At 66.7% G+C, this 18,357-nt stretch carries 12 protein-coding genes; all 12 read left to right on the forward strand.

Annotated elements, in window-relative coordinates; all coding sequences use genetic code 11:
* The coding region (locus Q7W02_16720) for a thiolase (GenBank protein MDO8477803.1) at positions 1 to 615 on the forward strand (615 nt) is incomplete at its 5' end.
* A 422-nt stretch (positions 616 to 1,037) separates the two neighbouring features.
* A complete protein-coding gene (locus tag Q7W02_16725) occupies positions 1,038 to 1,838 on the forward strand; it encodes a hypothetical protein (GenBank protein MDO8477804.1) in 801 nt (266 codons plus the stop codon).
* Between the two features lie 206 nt (positions 1,839 to 2,044).
* Complete coding sequence (locus Q7W02_16730) at positions 2,045 to 5,479, forward strand: helicase-related protein (protein MDO8477805.1); 3,435 nt, start codon at positions 2,045 to 2,047, stop codon at positions 5,477 to 5,479.
* Entirely contained in the window at positions 5,463 to 7,010 is a 1,548-nt protein-coding gene (locus Q7W02_16735) for an ATP-binding protein (protein ID MDO8477806.1), read from the forward strand. The genes Q7W02_16730 and Q7W02_16735 overlap by 17 nt, the downstream gene beginning before the upstream one ends.
* A gap of 836 nt (positions 7,011 to 7,846) precedes the next feature.
* The gene (locus Q7W02_16740; protein MDO8477807.1) at positions 7,847 to 8,182 is read left to right on the forward strand and encodes a hypothetical protein; all 336 of its coding nucleotides are present in this window, start codon (positions 7,847 to 7,849) and stop codon (positions 8,180 to 8,182) included.
* Between the two features lie 286 nt (positions 8,183 to 8,468).
* Entirely contained in the window at positions 8,469 to 9,629 is a 1,161-nt protein-coding gene (locus Q7W02_16745) for an ATP-binding protein (protein MDO8477808.1), read from the forward strand.
* Positions 9,630 to 9,631: 2 nt separating this feature from the next.
* Positions 9,632 to 10,237, forward strand: coding sequence for a hypothetical protein (locus tag Q7W02_16750; protein ID MDO8477809.1), 606 nt, complete (start codon positions 9,632 to 9,634; stop codon positions 10,235 to 10,237).
* The gene (locus Q7W02_16755; protein MDO8477810.1) at positions 10,234 to 13,269 is read left to right on the forward strand and encodes a DUF1156 domain-containing protein; all 3,036 of its coding nucleotides are present in this window, start codon (positions 10,234 to 10,236) and stop codon (positions 13,267 to 13,269) included. Before Q7W02_16750 ends, Q7W02_16755 begins: the two co-directional genes overlap by 4 nt.
* Entirely contained in the window at positions 13,266 to 13,865 is a 600-nt protein-coding gene (locus Q7W02_16760) for a zeta toxin family protein (protein MDO8477811.1), read from the forward strand. Before Q7W02_16755 ends, Q7W02_16760 begins: the two co-directional genes overlap by 4 nt.
* Positions 13,862 to 14,077 (forward strand): hypothetical protein, encoded by a 216-nt coding sequence (locus tag Q7W02_16765; protein MDO8477812.1) that lies wholly within the window; start codon positions 13,862 to 13,864, stop codon positions 14,075 to 14,077. The genes Q7W02_16760 and Q7W02_16765 overlap by 4 nt, the downstream gene beginning before the upstream one ends.
* A 1-nt stretch (position 14,078) precedes the next feature.
* Positions 14,079 to 16,862 carry a DUF499 domain-containing protein gene (locus Q7W02_16770; protein MDO8477813.1) on the forward strand — a complete coding sequence of 928 codons (2,784 nt, stop codon included), beginning with the start codon at positions 14,079 to 14,081 and terminating at the stop codon, positions 16,860 to 16,862.
* A gap of 676 nt (positions 16,863 to 17,538) precedes the next feature.
* Positions 17,539 to 18,318 carry an abortive infection family protein gene (locus tag Q7W02_16775; GenBank protein MDO8477814.1) on the forward strand — a complete coding sequence of 260 codons (780 nt, stop codon included), beginning with the start codon at positions 17,539 to 17,541 and terminating at the stop codon, positions 18,316 to 18,318.
* Positions 18,319 to 18,357 lie beyond the last annotated feature (39 nt).

Here is an 18,357-nt window from a genome sequence, read left to right on the forward strand (position 1 = left end):
AAGAACCGCGAGCCCATCACCATTGCGGATGTGCTCAACTCGCGCCCCATCTGCTACCCGTTCAATGTCCTGAACATCTGCCTCGTGACCGACGCGGGCGGCGCCGTCGTACTGACGCGCGCCGACCGCGCGAAGGACTGCGCCAAGAAGCCCGTCTACGTCCGCGGCGCGGGCGAGGCGACCGAGCACGTGATGCTGACGCAGATGAAGAACCTGACCTTCAGCGAGGCCACGCGCATGTCCGGCGGCAAGGCCTTCACGATGGCCGGCGTCACCCACAAGGACTTCAACCACCTCATGTTCTACGACGCCTTCACCTCGGGGCCGCCGATCATGCTCGAGTCCTTGGGCTTCTGTAAGCCGGGCGAGGGCGTCCACTTCTTCGACAACGGCAAATCCACCCCCGGCGGCTCGCTGCCCATCAACACCAACGGCGGCGGCCTCTCCTACACCCACTCCGGCATGTACGGCATCTTCCCCATCATCGAGGCGGCCCGCCAGCTCCGCGGCGAATGCGGCCCCCGCCAGGTACCCAACTGCAAGGTCTCCCTCGTCAACGGCATGGGCGGCATGCTGTCGGCGGCTGGCACGCTGGTGCTGTCCAGCGAGAAGTAGGGGAGTGGCATGGTCGGGTATAGTGCTACCCTTCCGCCATGCCGGCTTCCCGCCGTTCGCTGGATTGTACAGACCTGCATAACCCGGCACCGTGCTGGCGCGGACGAGTGGCAATCCCGTGCCGAGAATGACTTTCGTAGCCGGCGCCGATCCCGCTCCGCCCGTCCTAGGCTGTCCGGCGCGGCAGTGTTCGGGGTGCCATCCACTTCTGTATAGTTCGTTATCCGTACACAACCTGAGCGATGCAGGCCGGAAGGACCCGGGAGGTTGCAGATCCCTATAAGCGACCACGGCCTGACGGCGTGAACTCTACAGCGATCGTATACTCCGGCACGGAGAGGTGGTCGGGCAGGACGCGAGCTGGGCGGCTCTCGGGACCCATTCAGCGATGCTGGGAGTCACACGAACCAGGGAGGGGCAGTATGAAGAAGACTAACCTGTGCTTGATGGCGGCGGCACTCATAGCCCTGAGCGGGTGCGCACCCTTGCCGCCACGTTCCAATCCAGCCACCAGTGACGCGTTCTTCGGAGAGTGGCAGGGAACGTGGCGGAGCGATATCAACCCGACTTCCAGCGGCACGCTGGAAAAGGTCGCCATCGGGAGGGACCCCGTCGTTCCCATCGATCCGCAGCGGGCTAGCTTCGACGCGAAGCTGACGAACGCCGTGGTGCCAGGTTTCATCGCACGGGGAATGCTCAAGGACGCCAAGCTCAACTTTACCTCCGCTGGCGGCTCCACTCTCGAGTTCATACTCTACGGACAGGACCGAATCGAGGCGACCTACTACAACCCAAACAACCGCGACCGCGGAACCTGGAGCCTCACTCGGGTCTCGTCGCCCGTTGTCGAGAAAGCGCCCACGGCGCCGGTGCCCTCAGGTGCGCCGACAGACGCTGCTGCGTCCTCGGCCGCCGGATCAAACCTCTCACCGGGGCGTTGCGAAGGGAAATGGAGGCATCCCAGCTTTGGCGAGGGCAAAGTCTACCTTACGGTGAAGACCGTGAAGGGAGCGGACGTGACTGGCACCTTTTACGGAGAGGGCTCGGCTACGTATCAAAACCGCGACCTGCCCCTAACGGGGAAGCTCAGCGTGGAAGACGGCACAGAGAAACTCACCTTCGCCGCTAGTCCGGTATGGGGCGGGGTGTTGTTCCGAGACGGCATGTGGACTGGGACTGTGACGGCCGTCGCCACGTCGAACTTGACTCTTCGTTGCAAATAGGCGGACATCGGGAACGTCGCTGGCGCCGGTCTTTTCATGTGTGCTGGCTCAAGTCCGACGGATAAGAAACCGCTTCAGCCGGCCGGCTTCGCCGGCGGTTGAGCGGCAACGTTAGGCCGCCTGCGTAGCGCTCCGAGACCATCGTGCGCGGTAACCACTGGAAACATCAGTCGTGAGAGGTTGCATTTGATGGGAGGTCCAGCACGATGACTCGCTTGCCTCCCGTCAGCCCGGGCCAGATCCTCACCGGCTCGCTCTTCAGCGAGCCGATGCGGGTCGAGACTGTGCTGGCCAACGGGCCGGCGAGCTGGGTGGTCGGTCTCGTGGGGACGCAGTCCGAGCGGTTTCGCAAGGTCACGCTGACCGGCACCGATCTCGATCGCCTCACGGTTCTCGACGCGGAACACTCGTTCGACGGCGACGGACGCCTGTTGCGGCTTGGTCTCCAGGCCTACGCGCTCGGCATCGCCTACGAGTTCGATCCCTACTTCGGGCTTTCGATCTCGCGCGTGGATCCGCTGCCGCATCAGCTCGAAGCGGTCTACGACTACCTGCTCAAGCTGGCACGCGTACGCTTTCTGCTGGCCGACGACGCCGGCGCGGGCAAGACCATCATGTCGGGCCTGCTCATCCGCGAGCTGGAACTGCGCGGCCTCGCCGAGCGCATCCTGATCGTCTGCCCCGCGAACCTCGCCTTCCAGTGGCAGCGCGAGCTGAAGGAGAAGTTCGATACCAAGTTCCTTGTCCTCAAAGGCCAGGACATCCGCGACCAGTTCGGCGTGAACCAATGGCTCGAGCGCAGCCGCGTCATCACCTCGCTCGACCTCGCGAAGCGCGCCGATATCCTTCCCGGGCTGCGCCAGGTCCACTGGGATCTCGTGATCGTGGACGAGGCGCACCGCATGTCAGCCTCCGACGAGTCGCACAAGAGCCTGCGCTACAAGCTGGGCGAGCTGCTGCGCGACACCTCGGACCACATGCTCCTGCTCACGGCGACCCCACACAAGGGCGATCCGGAGAACTTCAGCCTGTTCCTGCAACTCCTCGACGCCGACTGCTATGCCGATGTGAAGTCGATTCGCGAGGCCATGAACCGCCGGCGCGCGCCCTTCTACCTGCGCCGCACCAAGGAGGCGATGGTCTACTTCCCCGAACGGCGGACGGACGGGACCTGGGCCGCCAAGCCGATCTTCACCAAGCGCATCCCGCACACGGTGGACTTCCAGATTGACGGCGCGGAGTTCGACCTCTACCGCGACGTGACGCGCTTCGTGAAACGCGAGAGCGCCCGCGCCGCAGCCGAGGGCGAGGACCCCCGCGCGCGCGCGATCGGCTTCCTGATGTCTCTCTACCAGCGGCGGCTCGCGTCGAGCACCTACGCCATGCGGCGTTCGCTCGAGAACCGCGCACGCCGCCTCGAAGAGGGGCTCAAGCGCGCGCAGGATCTCGCCCGCCAGGCGCCGCCGGATCTCCCCGATCCGGAAGAGCTGGAGGAGATGGAGGAGAGCGAGCGCGACCGGCTGGAGGCGCTGCTCGAAGCGATCACACTCGCGGGGAGCGCCGACCAGGTGCGCCAGGAGGTCCAGGAGCTGCGGCGCCTGGCCGTCCAGGCCCAGGCGGTCGAGGATGCGGGCACGGAGGCGAAGCTCTCGGAACTCAAAGCGCTGCTCCAGAAGGAGGGATTCTTCGACCACGCGGACCAGCGCCTGCTCCTTTTCACCGAGTTCAAGGACACGCTGGACTACCTCATGGGTCGCCTCAAGACCTGGGGTTTCCGCGTCGGCTGCATCCACGGCGGCATGAAGTCAGGCTCGCGTGACGAGCCGGGCACCCGCCTCCACGCCGAGCAGCAGTTCCGCGAAGGCGAGATCCAGGTTCTGGTCGCCACCGAGGCCGCGGGCGAGGGGATCAACCTTCAGGTCTGCAACATCCTCTTCAACTACGACATCCCCTGGAACCCGAACCGCCTCGAACAGCGAATGGGCCGCATCCACCGCTACGGCCAGCGCAAGGACTGCCTGATCTTCAACTTCGTGGCCACCAACACCATCGAAGGCCGCGTCCTGCAGCGGCTGCACGAAAAGCTGAAGGAGATCCGCGACGCGCTGGACGACGACGCCGTGTTCAACGTCGTCGGCGAGGTCCTGCCTGCGGCCCACGTCGAGCGCGTGCTGCGCGACTACTACGCCGGAAAGCTCGGCGACGCCGATCTCGAGGAGCGCATGCTCCGCGATGTCGACGAGGGGCAGTTTCGCGCCATCTGCCAGAACGCCCTCGAGGGGCTCGCGAGCAAGAAGCTCAACCTCGAGATGCTGATCGAGCGGCGCGCGCGGGCGCAGGAGCGGCGCGTCGTGCCGGAGACCATCGCACGTTTCCTCCGTGAGGCGGCCGAGTTCGTGCCACTCTCGCTCAAGATGGTCCCGAGCGTGCCGCACGCCTTCGAGCCGGCGCGCACGCCCTCGATCCTCCGTCGTTACGAGAAGGACCTGGACTGGAAGCTCCCGGCCCTCGCAGACCGCTATCCGCGCTGTTCTACCGACCGCGAGGCCGCCGAGAACGAGAAGCTGGAGTGGGTCACGCCCGGCCATCCGCTCTTCGAGGCGATCCGGCGGCACACCCACGCGCGGGCGCTCGACGTGCTCGGCACGGGCGCGACCTTCCACTCGCTCCAGCACGAAAGCCCGGCGCGCATCGACTTCTACCGGACGCGTGTGGTGGATGGACTCGGGCAGGTGGTCCACGAGCGGCTCTTCGCGGTGGAGATCCCCGAGGACGGCGAACCTCGGCTCCAAGAGCCCGGCCTGCTCGGCAACTTCGTGCCTGCGGACCCTCCGGCCGAGATGCCCGCGGTCGCGACCCTCCCCGAGGCGACGACCTGGCTTCACGAGCACGCGCTCGCACCGTTCCTCGAAGAGACACGCAAGGATCGCCTCTCCGAGGTCGAGCGGGTCAGCGCCCACGTCGAGCTTTCGCTCACCGAGCTGCTCCAGCGCGCGGACGAGGAGATCGGCCGGGCGGCGTCCGATGTGGAGCAGAAGCTTCCCGGCGCCGAGGGACGACTCGCCCAGACCGAGACCCGCCATGCGGAGCTGCTTGCCCGCCGCGAGCGCCGCCGGATCGACCTCGATCGCCAGCGGGCGCTCACGCTCCAGGCCGTCGAGCGGCTCGCGAGCGTCCTCGTGCTGCCACACCCCGAGCGCGAGGCGCCTGAGGTACGGCGCCTCAGGCCGAACTTCGAGACCGAAGCCATCGCCATGCGCGTGGTCATGGAGCACGAGCGGGCGCAGGGCCGTCAGGTCTACGACGTCTCCGAGAAGAACCTGGGCTACGACGTCACGAGCCTCGATCTTGCTTCCGGAGAGCTGCGCCTCATCGAGGTGAAGGGGCTTGGCGCGACGACCGGCACGATCCTGCTCACGCCCAATGAGCGACGCGTGGCAGAAGACCGTCCCGACTGTTTCTGGCTCTACGTCGTCACCGACTGCGACAATGCGCCACGACTCCAGGAGCCGATCCGCGACCCGGCGCGCCTCGACTGGAACGAGGTGACGAAGGTGGCGCACTACTACCTGGCCGTGAACGCGATGACGAAGCCCATGCAGGTGCGCGAGGATTCCCCGCCGTATGGAGGAGGCTCTTGACTTCGGCAAGGGACGGATGAGCGACTTCATCTTCGTCAGCAGCGTGCAGAAGGAACTGCGGGCCGAGCGGCAGGCCGTCCGGGATTTCGTACGCGGGGATGCCTTGTTGCGGCGCTTCTTCGATGTCTTTCTCTTCGAAGACCTGCCGGCTTCCGATCGCCGGGCGGACAACGTGTACCTGGACGAGGTGGCGCGCTGCGGCATCTACCTCGGGCTACTCGGCAACGAGTATGGCGGCGAGGATGCTGCGGGCGTGTCGCCGACGGAGCGCGAGTTCGACCACGCCACTGCCCGTGGCAAGGTCCGGCTCATCTTCGTCAAGGGAGCGCTCGATGCACACCGGCATCCAAAGATGCGATCGCTGATGAGCAAGGCGGGCACGCAGCTCATCCGTCGTCGCTTCACCGGCATTCCCGACCTTACCGCGGCTCTCTACGCGAGCCTCGTCGAGCATCTGGAGCGAACCGGCAAGCTCCGCACCCGACCCTTCGACGCGGCGGCCTGTCCGGACGCCACCCTGGCTGACATCTCCCCGGAGAAGGTGAAGTGGTTTCTCGGCATGGCTCGCCGGGAGCGGCAATACCCGCTCGGTGAAGGCACGCCGCCGGCCGAGGCGTTGGCCCACCTCAACCTGCTCGACGCCGGCCAGCCGAGCTACGCGGCCATGCTCCTTTTCGGAAGCCAGCCGCAACGCTTTCTGCTCAGCTCCGAGGTCAAGTGCCTGCACTTCCACGGCACCGAGGTCCGCAAACCCATTCCGTCCTACCAGGTCTACCAGGGCACGGTGTTCGAGTTGGTGGATCAGGCGGTGGACTTCGTCATGTCCAAGATCACCCGGGCCGTGGGCACGCGCGCCAAGGGTCCGCAGGCGCCGGTCGAGTACGAGCTGCCCCGCGAGGCTGTGGCCGAGGCCCTCGTCAACGCCGTGGCGCACCGCGACTACACAAGCAACGCCAGCGTCCAGGTGATGCTCTTCGCCGACCGGCTGGAGGTCTGGAACCCCGGTGAACTTCCGCCCGCTCTGACCCTGGCGCAGTTGCGCGTGCCGCACCCATCCATTCCGCACAACCCGCTCATCAGCGAACCGCTCTTCCTCGCCCGCTACATCGAACGGGCCGGCACCGGCACGTTGGACATGATCGCCCGGTGCCGGGAGGTCGGCTTGCCAGAGCCCGAGTTCCGGCAGGACGGCGGGCAGTTCGTCATCACCCTGTGGCGGGATTGGCTGACGCAGAAGGCCATCGATGCCCTCGGCCTGAACGAGCGCCAGAAGCAGGCCGTGGCCCTGGTCCGGAAAAACGGGCGCATCACCAACCGGGAGTACCAGGCCCTGGCCGGCATCACGGATCGTACCGCGCTGCGGGACTTCGAGGAACTGACGGCGAAGGGCGTGCTCGAGAAACGCGGCACCACGGGGCGATCCATCCACTACGTGCTCAGGCGGCAAACCCGACACAAACCCGACAAAGCCGACACCGGAGCCTCCGACCGGGGAACCCGACACAAACCTGACAAAGGCGACACGAGATGAGCCGGCAACGCACCGTCACGCAGATCGACGCGAAGGCCAGGCGCCTGCCCGCCGGGTTCGTCGCGCGCGGCCTCCTCCTGCGCCGGGGCGAAGGGCGGGGCGCGTATTACGTGGCCGCCCAAGAGAAACGGGCGGTTGCCCGATCAAACGGGCGACCGCCTGTTTCTCGACCGCTCCCGCCGGATTTGCGCCGCGAGGGCGGCCCCTCTCGCAGGAAGAAGGGCAAGGGCCGGCAATGATCCCCAAGGACTGCAAGCGCCTCGCCGGCGTGGACTTCCCGATCGCCGAGGTGTCGCGGCACGCGGCGCGGGAGAAGTGCGGTGGAGGTCTGGGGTCGCGGCACCAACCGCGTGATCGAGATGTGCGCGAAGCACGGCGCGCCGCCTCCGGTGTTCGAGAAAAAGCAGGGGTTCCTCGTCGTCACCTTCAGGGCGCCGTTGGTCGCCGGCGGCGCGGCGGGAGCTTCAAGGAGCGAGTCTGGGGACCAAGTCGGGACCAAGTCGGGACTAAGTCGGGACCGAGTCGAAGATCTTACGACTGTGCCGGAAAGAACGCTCTCTGATCGAGTTGATGAGCGCCATCGGACGGCAGAACCGCACCAAGTTCCGCGATGGTCTCATCCGGCCTCTCATTGAAGGCGGACTGCTGGCCTACACCATCCCCGACAAACCGAGAAGCCGCGTGCAGAGGTACAGGACGACGGGGGCGGGGCTGGCGGTGGCAACCGCCCATGCTTCCGGGCGACCGCCCGTTTCGCCCGTGAAGCCGCCCGATTCGGGGCCCGGCGCGCCACGATCCGGGAGCCGCAAGAAGACCAGCAAGGGAAGGAAGGGCCGGTGATCCCCAAGGACTGCAAGCGCCTGGCCGAGGCGGGGCTCGCTGAGGCGCGCGGCGAGCGCAAGGGGCGGAGCTGGCACCTTGCCGCGGCGACCTACCGGCGGCTCGGCGAGAAGGCCGCGTATGTGCACCAGCGCGGCTTCGAGCCGGTGCAGCAGGAGCAGATGGTGCTCCAGTACGTGGCAAAGCACGGCCGCATCACCCGGGCTGAAGCGGCGGGGCTGTGCAAGCTCTCGCCCGACCAAGCCTACCGGCTCCTTCAGCGGCTGACGGAGAGCGGCCGCCTAGCCCGCCATGGAACCAAGAAGGGGGCGTGGTATGAGCGCCGCGCATAAATTAACCGCGCGCGGTTATCATATAACCGCGCGCTCAAATATATGCGCGGGCGGGGTGTGGGTATTCAGGATGCGACCTCGGCCGTCGGTCGGGGTGGCAGAGCCGCAAGGGGGCACTGCGTGATCCCCAAGGACTGCAAGCGGCTCACTGAGGTGGACTTGCTGATCGCGGAGGTGTTGCGGCACGCGGGGCGGGAGAAGTCGATCCGACGTGGGCATCCGAGCAGGCGGCATCGCCGGGGCGCCGCTCGGCAGACAGCAAACAACTGGCAGAAGGAGGGGCCGGATGAGTGAAAAGACCGAGTCGCTAAGATTTTCAAGCCTCCGGCTGCAGAACTGGAAGAACTTCGCGCGGATCGAAGTCGATCTCCAGAACCGCGTCTTCCTCGTCGGACCGAACGCCGCCGGGAAATCTAATTTGCTGGACGTCTTCCGCTTCCTGCGGGATCTGGCCTCGCCTGGCGGTGGCTTCCAGGAGGCGATCCGCCGCCGCGGCGGGGTGAGCGTCATCCGGTGTCTGGCCGCGCGCCGCTATCCCGACATCGAGCTTCGCGTCGTCGTCGAGCCGCCGCAGGCGGCAATCCGATGGGAGTACGAACTCGCCTTCAATCAGGACGCGCAGCGCCGGGCGCGCATCCGCAAAGAGAAGGTGGTTCGAGACGGGCAGACGCTGCTGGAGCGTCCGAGCGCCGATGATGAGCAGGATCCAGCGCGGTTGACGCAGACGCACCTCGAGCAGGTTAACGTCAACCGCTCCTTTCGGGAGCTCGCGTCCTTCTTCGAGTCGGTCCGGTATCTGCACATCGTCCCGCAGCTCGTCCGCGAGCCGGACCGCTCGGTCGGACGTCCGAACGATCCGTTCGGTGGCGATTTTCTCGAGCAGATTGCCAAGACACAGGAAAGAACGCGTGTTGCCCGCCTGAATCGGATCCGCGACGCGCTGCGCGTGGCCGTTCCCCAGCTCGCGGAGATCGAGCTCGCACGGGATGATCGCGGCACCCCGCACCTGCGGGGGAAATACGAGCACTGGCGCCCGCAAGGCGCGTGGCAGACCGAGGATCAGTTTTCCGACGGCACCCTGCGTCTCATGGGGCTGTTGTGGGTGGCGATGGAGGGGGGCGGGCCGCTCCTGCTAGAAGAACCGGAGCTGTCGCTTCATCCCGAGATCGTGCGATACCTGCCACAGATGTTCGCCCGCGTCCAGCGCCGCACGGGAAGGCAGATCATCCTCAGCACCCATTCCCCCGATCTGCTTCGCGATGAGGGCATCGGGCTCGACGAGGTGCTGCTGCTGCGTCCGGGTAGCGAAGGCACCGAGGTGGCGCCTGCCGGCGCCTTCCAGGAGATCCGCGACCTTCTTCAAGGTGGGATGACACTCGCCGATGCCGTCATACCGAAAACGCGCCCCGCGCACGCAGACCAACTGACCTTGTTCGGGGATTCGTGAAGATGGCGGGCGGCACCGTGATCGCAGCGGCGGTGGAGGGAATCGTGGACGAAGCGGTGGTGCGCAAGCTCATCGCCCACGCAGACGCCACGCCCGGAGACGTGTACGGCAGGCAGGGCAAATCCTTCCTGCGGCAAAGGATCGCCGGCTACAACAACGCCGCGCAACGGATGCCCTGGATCGTCCTCGTGGACCTCGACCTCGATAATGACTGCGCGCTGCCGCTACGCAACGCATGGCTGCCGCAGCCGGCGCCGTATCTGTGCTTTCGGGTCGCCGTTCGCGAGGTCGAGGCATGGCTCCTGGCCGACGCGGAGCGCCTTGCGAGCTTCCTTAGCGTGGCGCGCAGCAGGCTTCCTTCCGATCCGGAACGCTTGGGCGATCCCAAGGCGACGATGGTCAACCTGGCGCGAGCCTCGCGCCGCAGGGATATCCGGGAAGACATGGTGCCTCGGCCTGGAAGCGGCCGGCAGGTCGGACCTGCTTACTCGTCCCGGCTCATCGAGTTTGCCTCGGGGGATTGGCGGCCGGAGGTCGCTGCCGGCCGGGCGGATAGCTTGAAGCGGGCGATGCGCAGCCTGAAGCGACTCGTCAGAGGCGCGGCATGATCCCCAAGGACTGCAAGCGCCTTGCCGAGGTGGACTTCCCGATTGCCGAGGTGTCGCGGCACGCAGCGCGGGAGAAGTCGATCCGGCACGGGCATCCGAGCACGCTGCACCTGTGGTGGGCACGGCGGCCGCTGGCGTCGAGCCGGGCGGTGCTGCTCGGGCTGCTGTGGCCGGACCCGTGCGATCCGCTCTGCCCGACGGAGTTCAAGGAGCAGGCGAGGAAGCTCTTGCCGCAGGTGGGCGGCTGCCATCCGGGCACCACGGACGGGGACTTGCGCAAAGCGCTGCTCAAGTTCATCGCGGACTTCGCGAACTGGGATAACGCGGCGCAACGCACCTATCTCGAGGTGAGCCGCGCGCTGGTGAAGGCGGCGCACGGCGAGGAGCCGCCGCTGGTCGTGGACCCATTCGCGGGGGGTGGCTCGATCCCACTCGAGGCGCTGCGGCTCGGGTGCGAGGCGTTCGCGAGCGACTTGAACCCTGTCGCCTGTCTCATCCTCAAGGTGATGCTCGAGGACATCCCGCGCCACGGGCCGAAGCTCGCCGAGGAGCTGCGCCGCGTCGGGGCGGAGATCAAACGGCAGGCGGAGAAGGAGCTGGCCGACCTCTACCCCAAGGACCCGGACGGTGCGACGCCCATCGCCTACCTCTGGGCGCGGACCGTGCGCTGCGAGTCGCCGAACTGCGGCGCGGAGATCCCGCTCGCGCGTTCGTTCTGGCTCTGCAACAAGGCGAAGCGGAGGCGCGCGCTCAAGCACCGGGTCGTGCGTCCCGCGGGCGAGCCGCCGCGCGTCGAGTTCGAGGTGTTCGAGCCGAAGACGGAGAAGGACGTGCCCGGCGGCACGGTGACGCGCGCGAAGGCCACGTGCGTCGCCTGCGGCGCGGTGCTCCCGCCGGAGCGCGTGCGGGCGCAGCTCACTGCACAGCGCGGCGGGGCGGATGTCGTCTTCGACGCGAAGGGCCGCCGCACGGGCGGGGCGCGGATGCTTGCCGCGGTGACGCTCCGGCCCGGCGAGAAGGGGCGGCACTATCGGCTGCCCGCCGAGCGCGACTACGAGGCCGTCCGCAAGGCGCAGGAGCGGCTCGCGGCGATCCTCGGCGAGTGGGAGCGCGGCGGAAAGGCGGGCCTCTGCGCGGTGCCGGATGAGCCGCTGCCGCCAATCGGGACACTGGGCTTCCGCGTGCAGCGGTACGGCATGTTCCATTGGGGCGACCTTTTCACGGCGCGGCAGAAGGTGGCGCTGTTGCACATCGGCCTAGCGATCAAGCGGTGCGGGTCGCCCGACCTCCAGGAGTTGCTTGGACTCGTCTTCGATGGGGTAGTGGACCGCAACGCCGCCCTGGCGAGGTGGCGGCCGCAGGCTGACCAGGAAAAGGTTGAGAACGTCTTCGCACGCCAGGCGCTATCGATGGTCTGGGATTTCGCCGAGGCGGTTCCGACATCAGAGTCGACAGGAAGTCTGGGTGACCGAGTTGAAGCAACGAGCGGGACAACAGAGGTGTTCGCGAGGTGGGTTGGAGTCGGCGACTCCTTGAGAGCCGGCCAGGTCCAACTCGCCGACGCGGTGGAGCATCCTCTTCCGAATGAGAGCGCGGGAGCATGGTTCTCGGACCCGCCCTACTACGATGCCGTGCCCTACGCTGATCTGTCCGACTTCTTCTTCGTCTGGTTGAAGCGCGGTTTACCGGCCCACCGGCTCCTGGTTGATCCTTTCGACTCGACGAACCCGCTGACGCCAAAGCGACGCGAAGCGGTGCAGGACGAGACGAAACGAGACAACGGTCGACCGAAGGATCGCGCATGGTTCGAGGAGAGGATGGCCGACGCCTTCGCCGAGGGGCGCCGTGTCCTGCGGGAGGACGGCGTCGGCTCAGTCGTCTTCGCACACAAGACCACCGAGGGTTGGGAAGCGCTGCTCACCGGCATGATTCGCGGTGGTTGGACGATCACCGGCTCCTGGCCCATCGCCACCGAGATGGCGACTCGCTTACGCGCCCGCGAGTCCGCCGCCCTCGCCACGAGCGTCCACCTCATCTGTCGCCCGCGCCGCGACGATGCGGGCGTTGGCGACTGGGCTGACGTCTTGCGCGAGCTGCCGAACCGCGTCGGCGACTGGATGGAACGCTTGCAAGGTGAAGGGGTCCGCGGCGCCGATCTCGTCTTCGCCTGCATCGGCCCGGCGCTAGAGATCTTCAGCCGCTACGCCAAGGTCGAGATCGCCGACGGGCGCGAGGTCGCGCTCGCCGAGTACCTGGAGAAGGTCTGGGAAGTCGTGGGCCGCAGCGCCCTCGCCCAGGTGCTCGGCACCGCCGAAGCCAAGGCCCGCAACGGCGCCGCCGGTGCCGTCGAGGAGGACGCGCGACTCACGGCGCTCTTCCTCTGGACGCTCCAGAGCACGGACGGCGACCCTCACCCCGACCCTCTCCCAGAGGGAGAGGGAGAAGAGCCAGAAGAAGACGACGAGGAAGAGGGCTCCTCCCGCGGCAAGGCCAAGGGTTTCACGCTGGTCTTCGACGTCGTGCGCCGCTTCGCGCAGCCGCTTGGCATCGACCTTCCCAAGTGGGAAGGCCGTGTCATCGAGATCAAGAAGGGCGTCGTTCGCCTGCTGCCGATCGCCGAGCGTGCGAAGCAACTCTTCGGCGAGGACGGCGCGCAGGCGGTGGCCGCGCGGCTCGAGCAGGCGGTGGCCGTCGGCACCAACCCGCTCCAGGGGATGCTCTTCCCGGACATGCGGCCCAGCGCTGCTCCCGTGATCCGCGGGCGAGGCCGGATCCGCGGGACACGAGGCAACGTCGACGTGTCCGACGAAAGCCTGGCTGCCGCCCGCGAGGCGACGACCCTCGACCGCGTCCACGCGGCGATGCTCCTTCAGGCCGGCGGCCGCACCAACGCGCTCCGCGCGCTGCTCAAGGCCGAGCAGGAGCGCGGCCCCGACTTCCTGCGCCTCGCCAACGCCTTCTCCGCGCTCTACCCGAAGGGGAGCGAAGAGAAGCGATTGATCGACGCGATGCTGCTGGCGGTGCCGAGATGAGGGCGGACCGAACGCCGCAGGCGGTCGTGATCGCGGGGCCCAACGGCGCGGGGAAGACATCGTCCGCCCCGGATCTCCTGCAGGAGGCCGTGGGGATCGACGCCTTCGTCAACGCCGACGTGATTGCCCAGGGCCTCGCGGCGTTCAGCCCCGAATCGGCGGCATTCGTGGCCGGCAGGATCATGCTGCGGCGCATCGAGGAGCTGGCGCGAGCCCGCGAAGACTTCGCCTTCGAGAGCACGCTCGCAGGCCGGTCGACCCACCGACTGCTGACGGGACTGGTCGGGGTCGGGTACGATGTCCATATCTTCTATCTCTGGCTGCCCTCGCCCGACCTGGCGGTGGCCAGGGTGCGCCGGCGCGTGGAGGCGGGAGGTCACGACGTGCCCGAGCCGGTCATCCGGCGGCGGTTCGGGAAGAGCCTGGTCAACTTCGACCGCCTCTACCGACCTGTCGCCACGACCTGGCGGCTGTACGACGGTAGTGCCCTCGGCGGCCGTCCGCTCATCGCGCACGGAACGGGGGCGAGTGAGCCGGTAGTGCTGAATGAGGCGACGTGGCTGGAGATCCGCAAGCGGATCGAGGAGGTTGCATGAGCCGACGACCATCGCGTGACATCGAGAGCATCATTCGGGACGGGACGGCGATTGATCGGGCCATCGTCGCAGCTCGCCGCCGGGTGATCCAACGACACCGGCAGCTGGGCGTGCCCCTCGCGATCTGGCGCGGCGGGCAGGTGGTCGAGGTCCCGCCCGAGAGTGTCGAGTTGCCCGCCGATGCCGGCGGCGCCAAGGCCGACGAGCGCTGACATGGAACCCTGGTACAAGGTCGCCACACCGCGCAAGGAAGTCCGCGAAGGCCGCTCGTTCAACCCGGACGAGTTCGCCATCGCCCTCGAGCAGGTCGTGGCGGGGACGGCGCCGGAGGACTATCGCGACCCTGCGCAGTTCTTCGCGCGCACTTGCTTCACGCGGGCGCTGCGCGAGCACGCGGGGATGGTGCTGCGCCGGCTCTCCGGGAGAACCGACAACACGTCGCCGGTGCTCACGCTCATCACCCAGTTCGGTGGCGGCAAGACGCACACGCTCACCACGCTGTACCACCTGGCGAAAAACGGAGACGCCGTGGCCGGCCACAACGGGGTCGCCGACCTGGTGCGCGAAGCGGGCGTCGCATCGGTTCCCAAGGCGAAGGTCGCCGTGTTCGTGGGCAATGCCTGGGACCCGCAGCCGGGGCGCGAGACGCCGTGGATCGACATCGCCCGCCAGCTCGCGGGCGACAAGGGCGTCGAGGCGCTTGGTCCCGCGGCCAAGACCACGCCGCCCGGCACCGACTCCATCGCGCGGGTCTTCCAGGCAGCCGGCGCGCCGGTGCTCCTGTTGTTCGATGAAGTGCTGAACTACCTGAACCGCCACCGCGGCAGCGCCGAATCGTTCCACGCCTTCATCCAGAACCTGACGGTCGCCACCACCGGCACCACGCACGGCGCGGCGGTGATCAGCCTGCCGCGAAGCCAGGTCGAGATGACGGAGTCGGATCAGGAGTGGCAGGACAGGATCTCGAAGGTGGTGCGGCGCGTCGCCAAGGACCTGATCGCCAACGACGAGACCGAGATCAGCGAGGTCGTCCGGCGGCGGCTCTTCCAGGACCTGGGAAGCGAGAAGATTCGGAAGAACGTCGCCAAGGCCTTCGGCGACTGGTGCTTCGAGCGGCGGGCGCAGCTCCCGCCCGAGTGGACCGCCGTGGACTCGGCCGCGACCGAGGCGAAGGCGCGCGAGTTCCTGCAGCGCCGCTTCGAGGCCTGCTACCCATTCCATCCGGCGACGCTCTCGGTCTTCCAGCGCAAATGGCAGGCACTGCCGCAGTACCAGCAGACGCGCGGCACGCTGGCGATGCTGGCGCAGTGGATCTCGATCGCGGCGCAGGAGGGTTTCCGCAAGGCTCGCACGGAGCCGCTCATCACGCTTGGATCGGCGCCGCTCGCGGAGCCCGGATTCCTGAGCGTCGTACTGGGTCAGCTCGGCGAGTCGCGCCTCATCGCAGCGATCGACACGGACATCGCCGGGGAGCAGGCGCACAGCAAGGCGCTCGACGCGGATACCAAGGGGCCGCTGCAGGACATCCACCGGCGCGTCGGCACCGCGATCCTCTTCGAATCGTCGGGCGGGCAGACCGACAAGGTCGCGCACCTCCCTGAGCTGCGCTTCGCGCTCGGCGAGCCCGAGCTGGACACGACATCGATCGACAACGCCGCGTTGGTTCTCGAAGGTAGGTCGTACTTCATCCGCAAGACGGGCGCGGACGGCTTCCGCATCGGCTACCAGCCGACCATGAAGAAGGTGGTGAGCGACCGGCGCGCGTCGCTCGACGAGGAGACAGAGGTCAAGCCCGCGCTGCGCAAGCTCGTCGAGGAGGAGTTCCGGCGCGGCGCGAGCATCCCCGTCGTGGCCTTCCCGGGCGATGGGGCGGAGATCCCGGACACGCCGAGACTGACCCTCGTCGTAGCCGATCCGGAGGTGGAATGGTCGGGAGGCGGCTCGTTGCGCGCGCAGCTCGCCGAGTGGACACGCCAGCGCGGAAAGTCGCCGCGGCTCTATCCGGGCGCGCTCGTCTGGTGCCTCAAGAAGCCGGGCCGGGACCTGCGGGACAAGGTGGAGGTGGGACTCGCGTGGAAGCGCGTGGCGCGCGAGGTCGCCGAGGGCACGCTCGGTGGTGAGTTCGACAGGAATGACCTGGCGGAGCTTCGGTCGAAGGTCAAGGACGCGGAAGAGGCGGCGAAGGACGAGGTCTGGGGCGACTATCGTTTCGCGGTCGTTGCCGACGGGCAGGAGACCGACGGCCTCAAGGTGATCGATCTCGGCGCGGGGCATTCTTCAAGTGGCGAGACCCTGTGCGGCCGGGTCATTGCCGCTCTCAAGTCCGAGGCGCTCCTCAACGAGTCCGTTGGCGCCGGCTACATCGAGCGCAACTGGCCGCCGGCGCTGAAGGAGTCCGCGGCGTGGCCGCTGGCGAGCCTGCGGCAGAGCTTCCTTAACGGCTCGCTCACCCGCCTCGTGGATCCCGATGCGATCCTTAGAGCCAAGGTCGTCGAGTTCGTGAGCCGGGGCGACTTTGGCCTGGCGTCGGGCCGGAAGCCCGACGGCAGCTACGAGCGGGTGTGGTTCGAGGAGTTGGTTGCACCGGACGAGGTCGCCTTCGATGCTGGCGTGTTCCTGCTGAGGAAGGATTCGGCGAAGGCGCTCAAGATCGGCGCTCCACCCGAGCCCGTGCCTGGGCCGAGTCCCCAGCCCGGCCCCGGACCCATCGCCGCGCCTGAGCCGAGCCCGGCACGGGGACCCGAGCCCGCGTCTGGCGCCACCACGAAGACGCTGCGCCTCGTCGGAACGGTTCCGCCCGAGATCTGGAACCGTCTCGGGACGAAGATTCTGCCGAAGCTGCGATCGGGCTCCGACCTCCGGATTGGCCTGGAGTTCACAGTGACAGTGAAGGCCGACACCGCGGGAAGTCTCGCGGCGGAGCTACAACAGATTCTGCAGGAGCTGGGACTTGGTGAAGCAGTGCGGGTCGAAGAAGGCGGCCCAACCAGCCGATGAGGCTGACGGTCGCCTTCGGCACCCACAGCTTATCGGCGATCCGTTAGGAATCACGGGAATGGCAGAGTCTTTGGAGTTCGCGGGGAGATACGAAAAGGGGAAGGGTTGGTTTTCTGAGGTAATCCAAATGCCCGGGCAATGTGAAGTCACCAAGGTGATAGATGGTTGGCCCGCAAGTGTTCACCCGGGAACGATGAACGTAAATATCGACCCTGGCGGATTTCCACATGTATTGCTCGCGCGCTTTGATACAAAATCCGTCCAACATTTGGATTCTCGCCTATTCAGGCCGATCACAGAGATACCTGCTCATGCCATCGGTGGCAACACCCTTAAGCCAACTGATACACGGCCCGATAAAGGCAATGGTCAGGTATGGCATGCTAGGATTACTAAGCTAGCGTCGCAGAACAGTAGGGACTGCTGGCTCTTCCGGCGCATCGGCTCAGACTTAACAAATGTTCTTGAGTTTGTGGCCGGTGAGTCGCTAAGCGCTGCGCTCGGCCTTAGTTACGGGGATCCAGTAAGGGCTGTTATCTATGGAACGTGGGTTGTTTCCTAACCATTGCTTGCAGCTGACGCCTCAACCGCTACGCGATGTCGGTTGCCTCCGCGCGGCGCGCGCCGGCGCCGCTGAGGCAGAGCGTTGTGCGTAGCACCATGCAGACATAGGCTCATGTCCGATCTGACCTTCATCGAGAAGACGAAGCTGGAACGGCAGTTCCAGATGGGCAGTGGCTACGTTCTCGACTTCTCGAACCGGACGCTCGCGGAATTCGTTGCGGAAAGCACCGGCCGAGACATCTACGATGCCAAGTACGACTACGCCAGCGGCTCGAAGGCGAACCGTCTGCGCGCTTTCTGGACACAGGAACCGAATTACCTCGTGGGCAAGCTGACCACTGACCTGCTTGAGTACTGCCGGCCGCCCGCCGGCGACCCTGATCGTGATCGTCTGTTTGAAGCGTGCATACGCATCGCGGCTCGGCTCGGGCAGAGTGTCCCGGTAGATGCGATCGACGCCATCACGCCGGAAGGATCCGAGCGAGGCTTCGAAGTCTTGGCCAGGGCGGTACGTGATTCCATCGAGAAGAACGAACCAGAAGCGGGCCTTGATCGGCTACATACGTTTGTCACGAAATTGATCCGCACTCTGTCGGAGAGGCGCGGCCTCAGCACGGACAGAGACAAACCGCTCCACAGCATCTTCGGAGAGTACGTGAAAGCACTCCGGGGTGCCGGACTGATCGAGTCGGAGATGACCGAGCGCATTCTGAAGTCCAGCATCAGCACGATGGAGGCCTTCAACCGTGTGCGTAACGACAGCAGCTTCGCCCATGACAACCCGACGCTTAGGGATCGTAACGAAATAAGTGTACCAGGTGAAGGGGGTCTCGCTGTTAAAGTATCCCACGGATGGTGGCCGAGAAGGCAATTCGACGACGGTTCCGGCTGATCGAGCGGCACCTGGACGAACGGCTGCGCCGGCTGGTGG

This window comes from Candidatus Rokuibacteriota bacterium, assembly GCA_030647435.1.
Classification (GTDB): domain Bacteria; phylum Methylomirabilota; class Methylomirabilia; order Rokubacteriales; family CSP1-6; genus AR37.

Bases quoted from the DNA above. Each gene is read 5' to 3' on its own strand.
- Q7W02_16725 (MDO8477804.1), top strand. From the start codon at position 1,038: ATGAAGAAGACTAACCTGTGCTTGATGGCGGCGGCACTCATAGCCCTG.
- Q7W02_16730 (MDO8477805.1), top strand. From the start codon at position 2,045: ATGACTCGCTTGCCTCCCGTCAGCCCGGGCCAGATCCTCACCGGCTCG.
- Q7W02_16735 (MDO8477806.1), top strand. From the start codon at position 5,463: ATGGAGGAGGCTCTTGACTTCGGCAAGGGACGGATGAGCGACTTCATC.
- Q7W02_16745 (MDO8477808.1), top strand. From the start codon at position 8,469: ATGAGTGAAAAGACCGAGTCGCTAAGATTTTCAAGCCTCCGGCTGCAG.
- Q7W02_16750 (MDO8477809.1), top strand. From the start codon at position 9,632: ATGGCGGGCGGCACCGTGATCGCAGCGGCGGTGGAGGGAATCGTGGAC.
- Q7W02_16755 (MDO8477810.1), top strand. From the start codon at position 10,234: ATGATCCCCAAGGACTGCAAGCGCCTTGCCGAGGTGGACTTCCCGATT.
- Q7W02_16760 (MDO8477811.1), top strand. From the start codon at position 13,266: ATGAGGGCGGACCGAACGCCGCAGGCGGTCGTGATCGCGGGGCCCAAC.
- Q7W02_16765 (MDO8477812.1), top strand. From the start codon at position 13,862: ATGAGCCGACGACCATCGCGTGACATCGAGAGCATCATTCGGGACGGG.
- Q7W02_16770 (MDO8477813.1), top strand. From the start codon at position 14,079: ATGGAACCCTGGTACAAGGTCGCCACACCGCGCAAGGAAGTCCGCGAA.
- Q7W02_16775 (MDO8477814.1), top strand. From the start codon at position 17,539: ATGTCCGATCTGACCTTCATCGAGAAGACGAAGCTGGAACGGCAGTTC.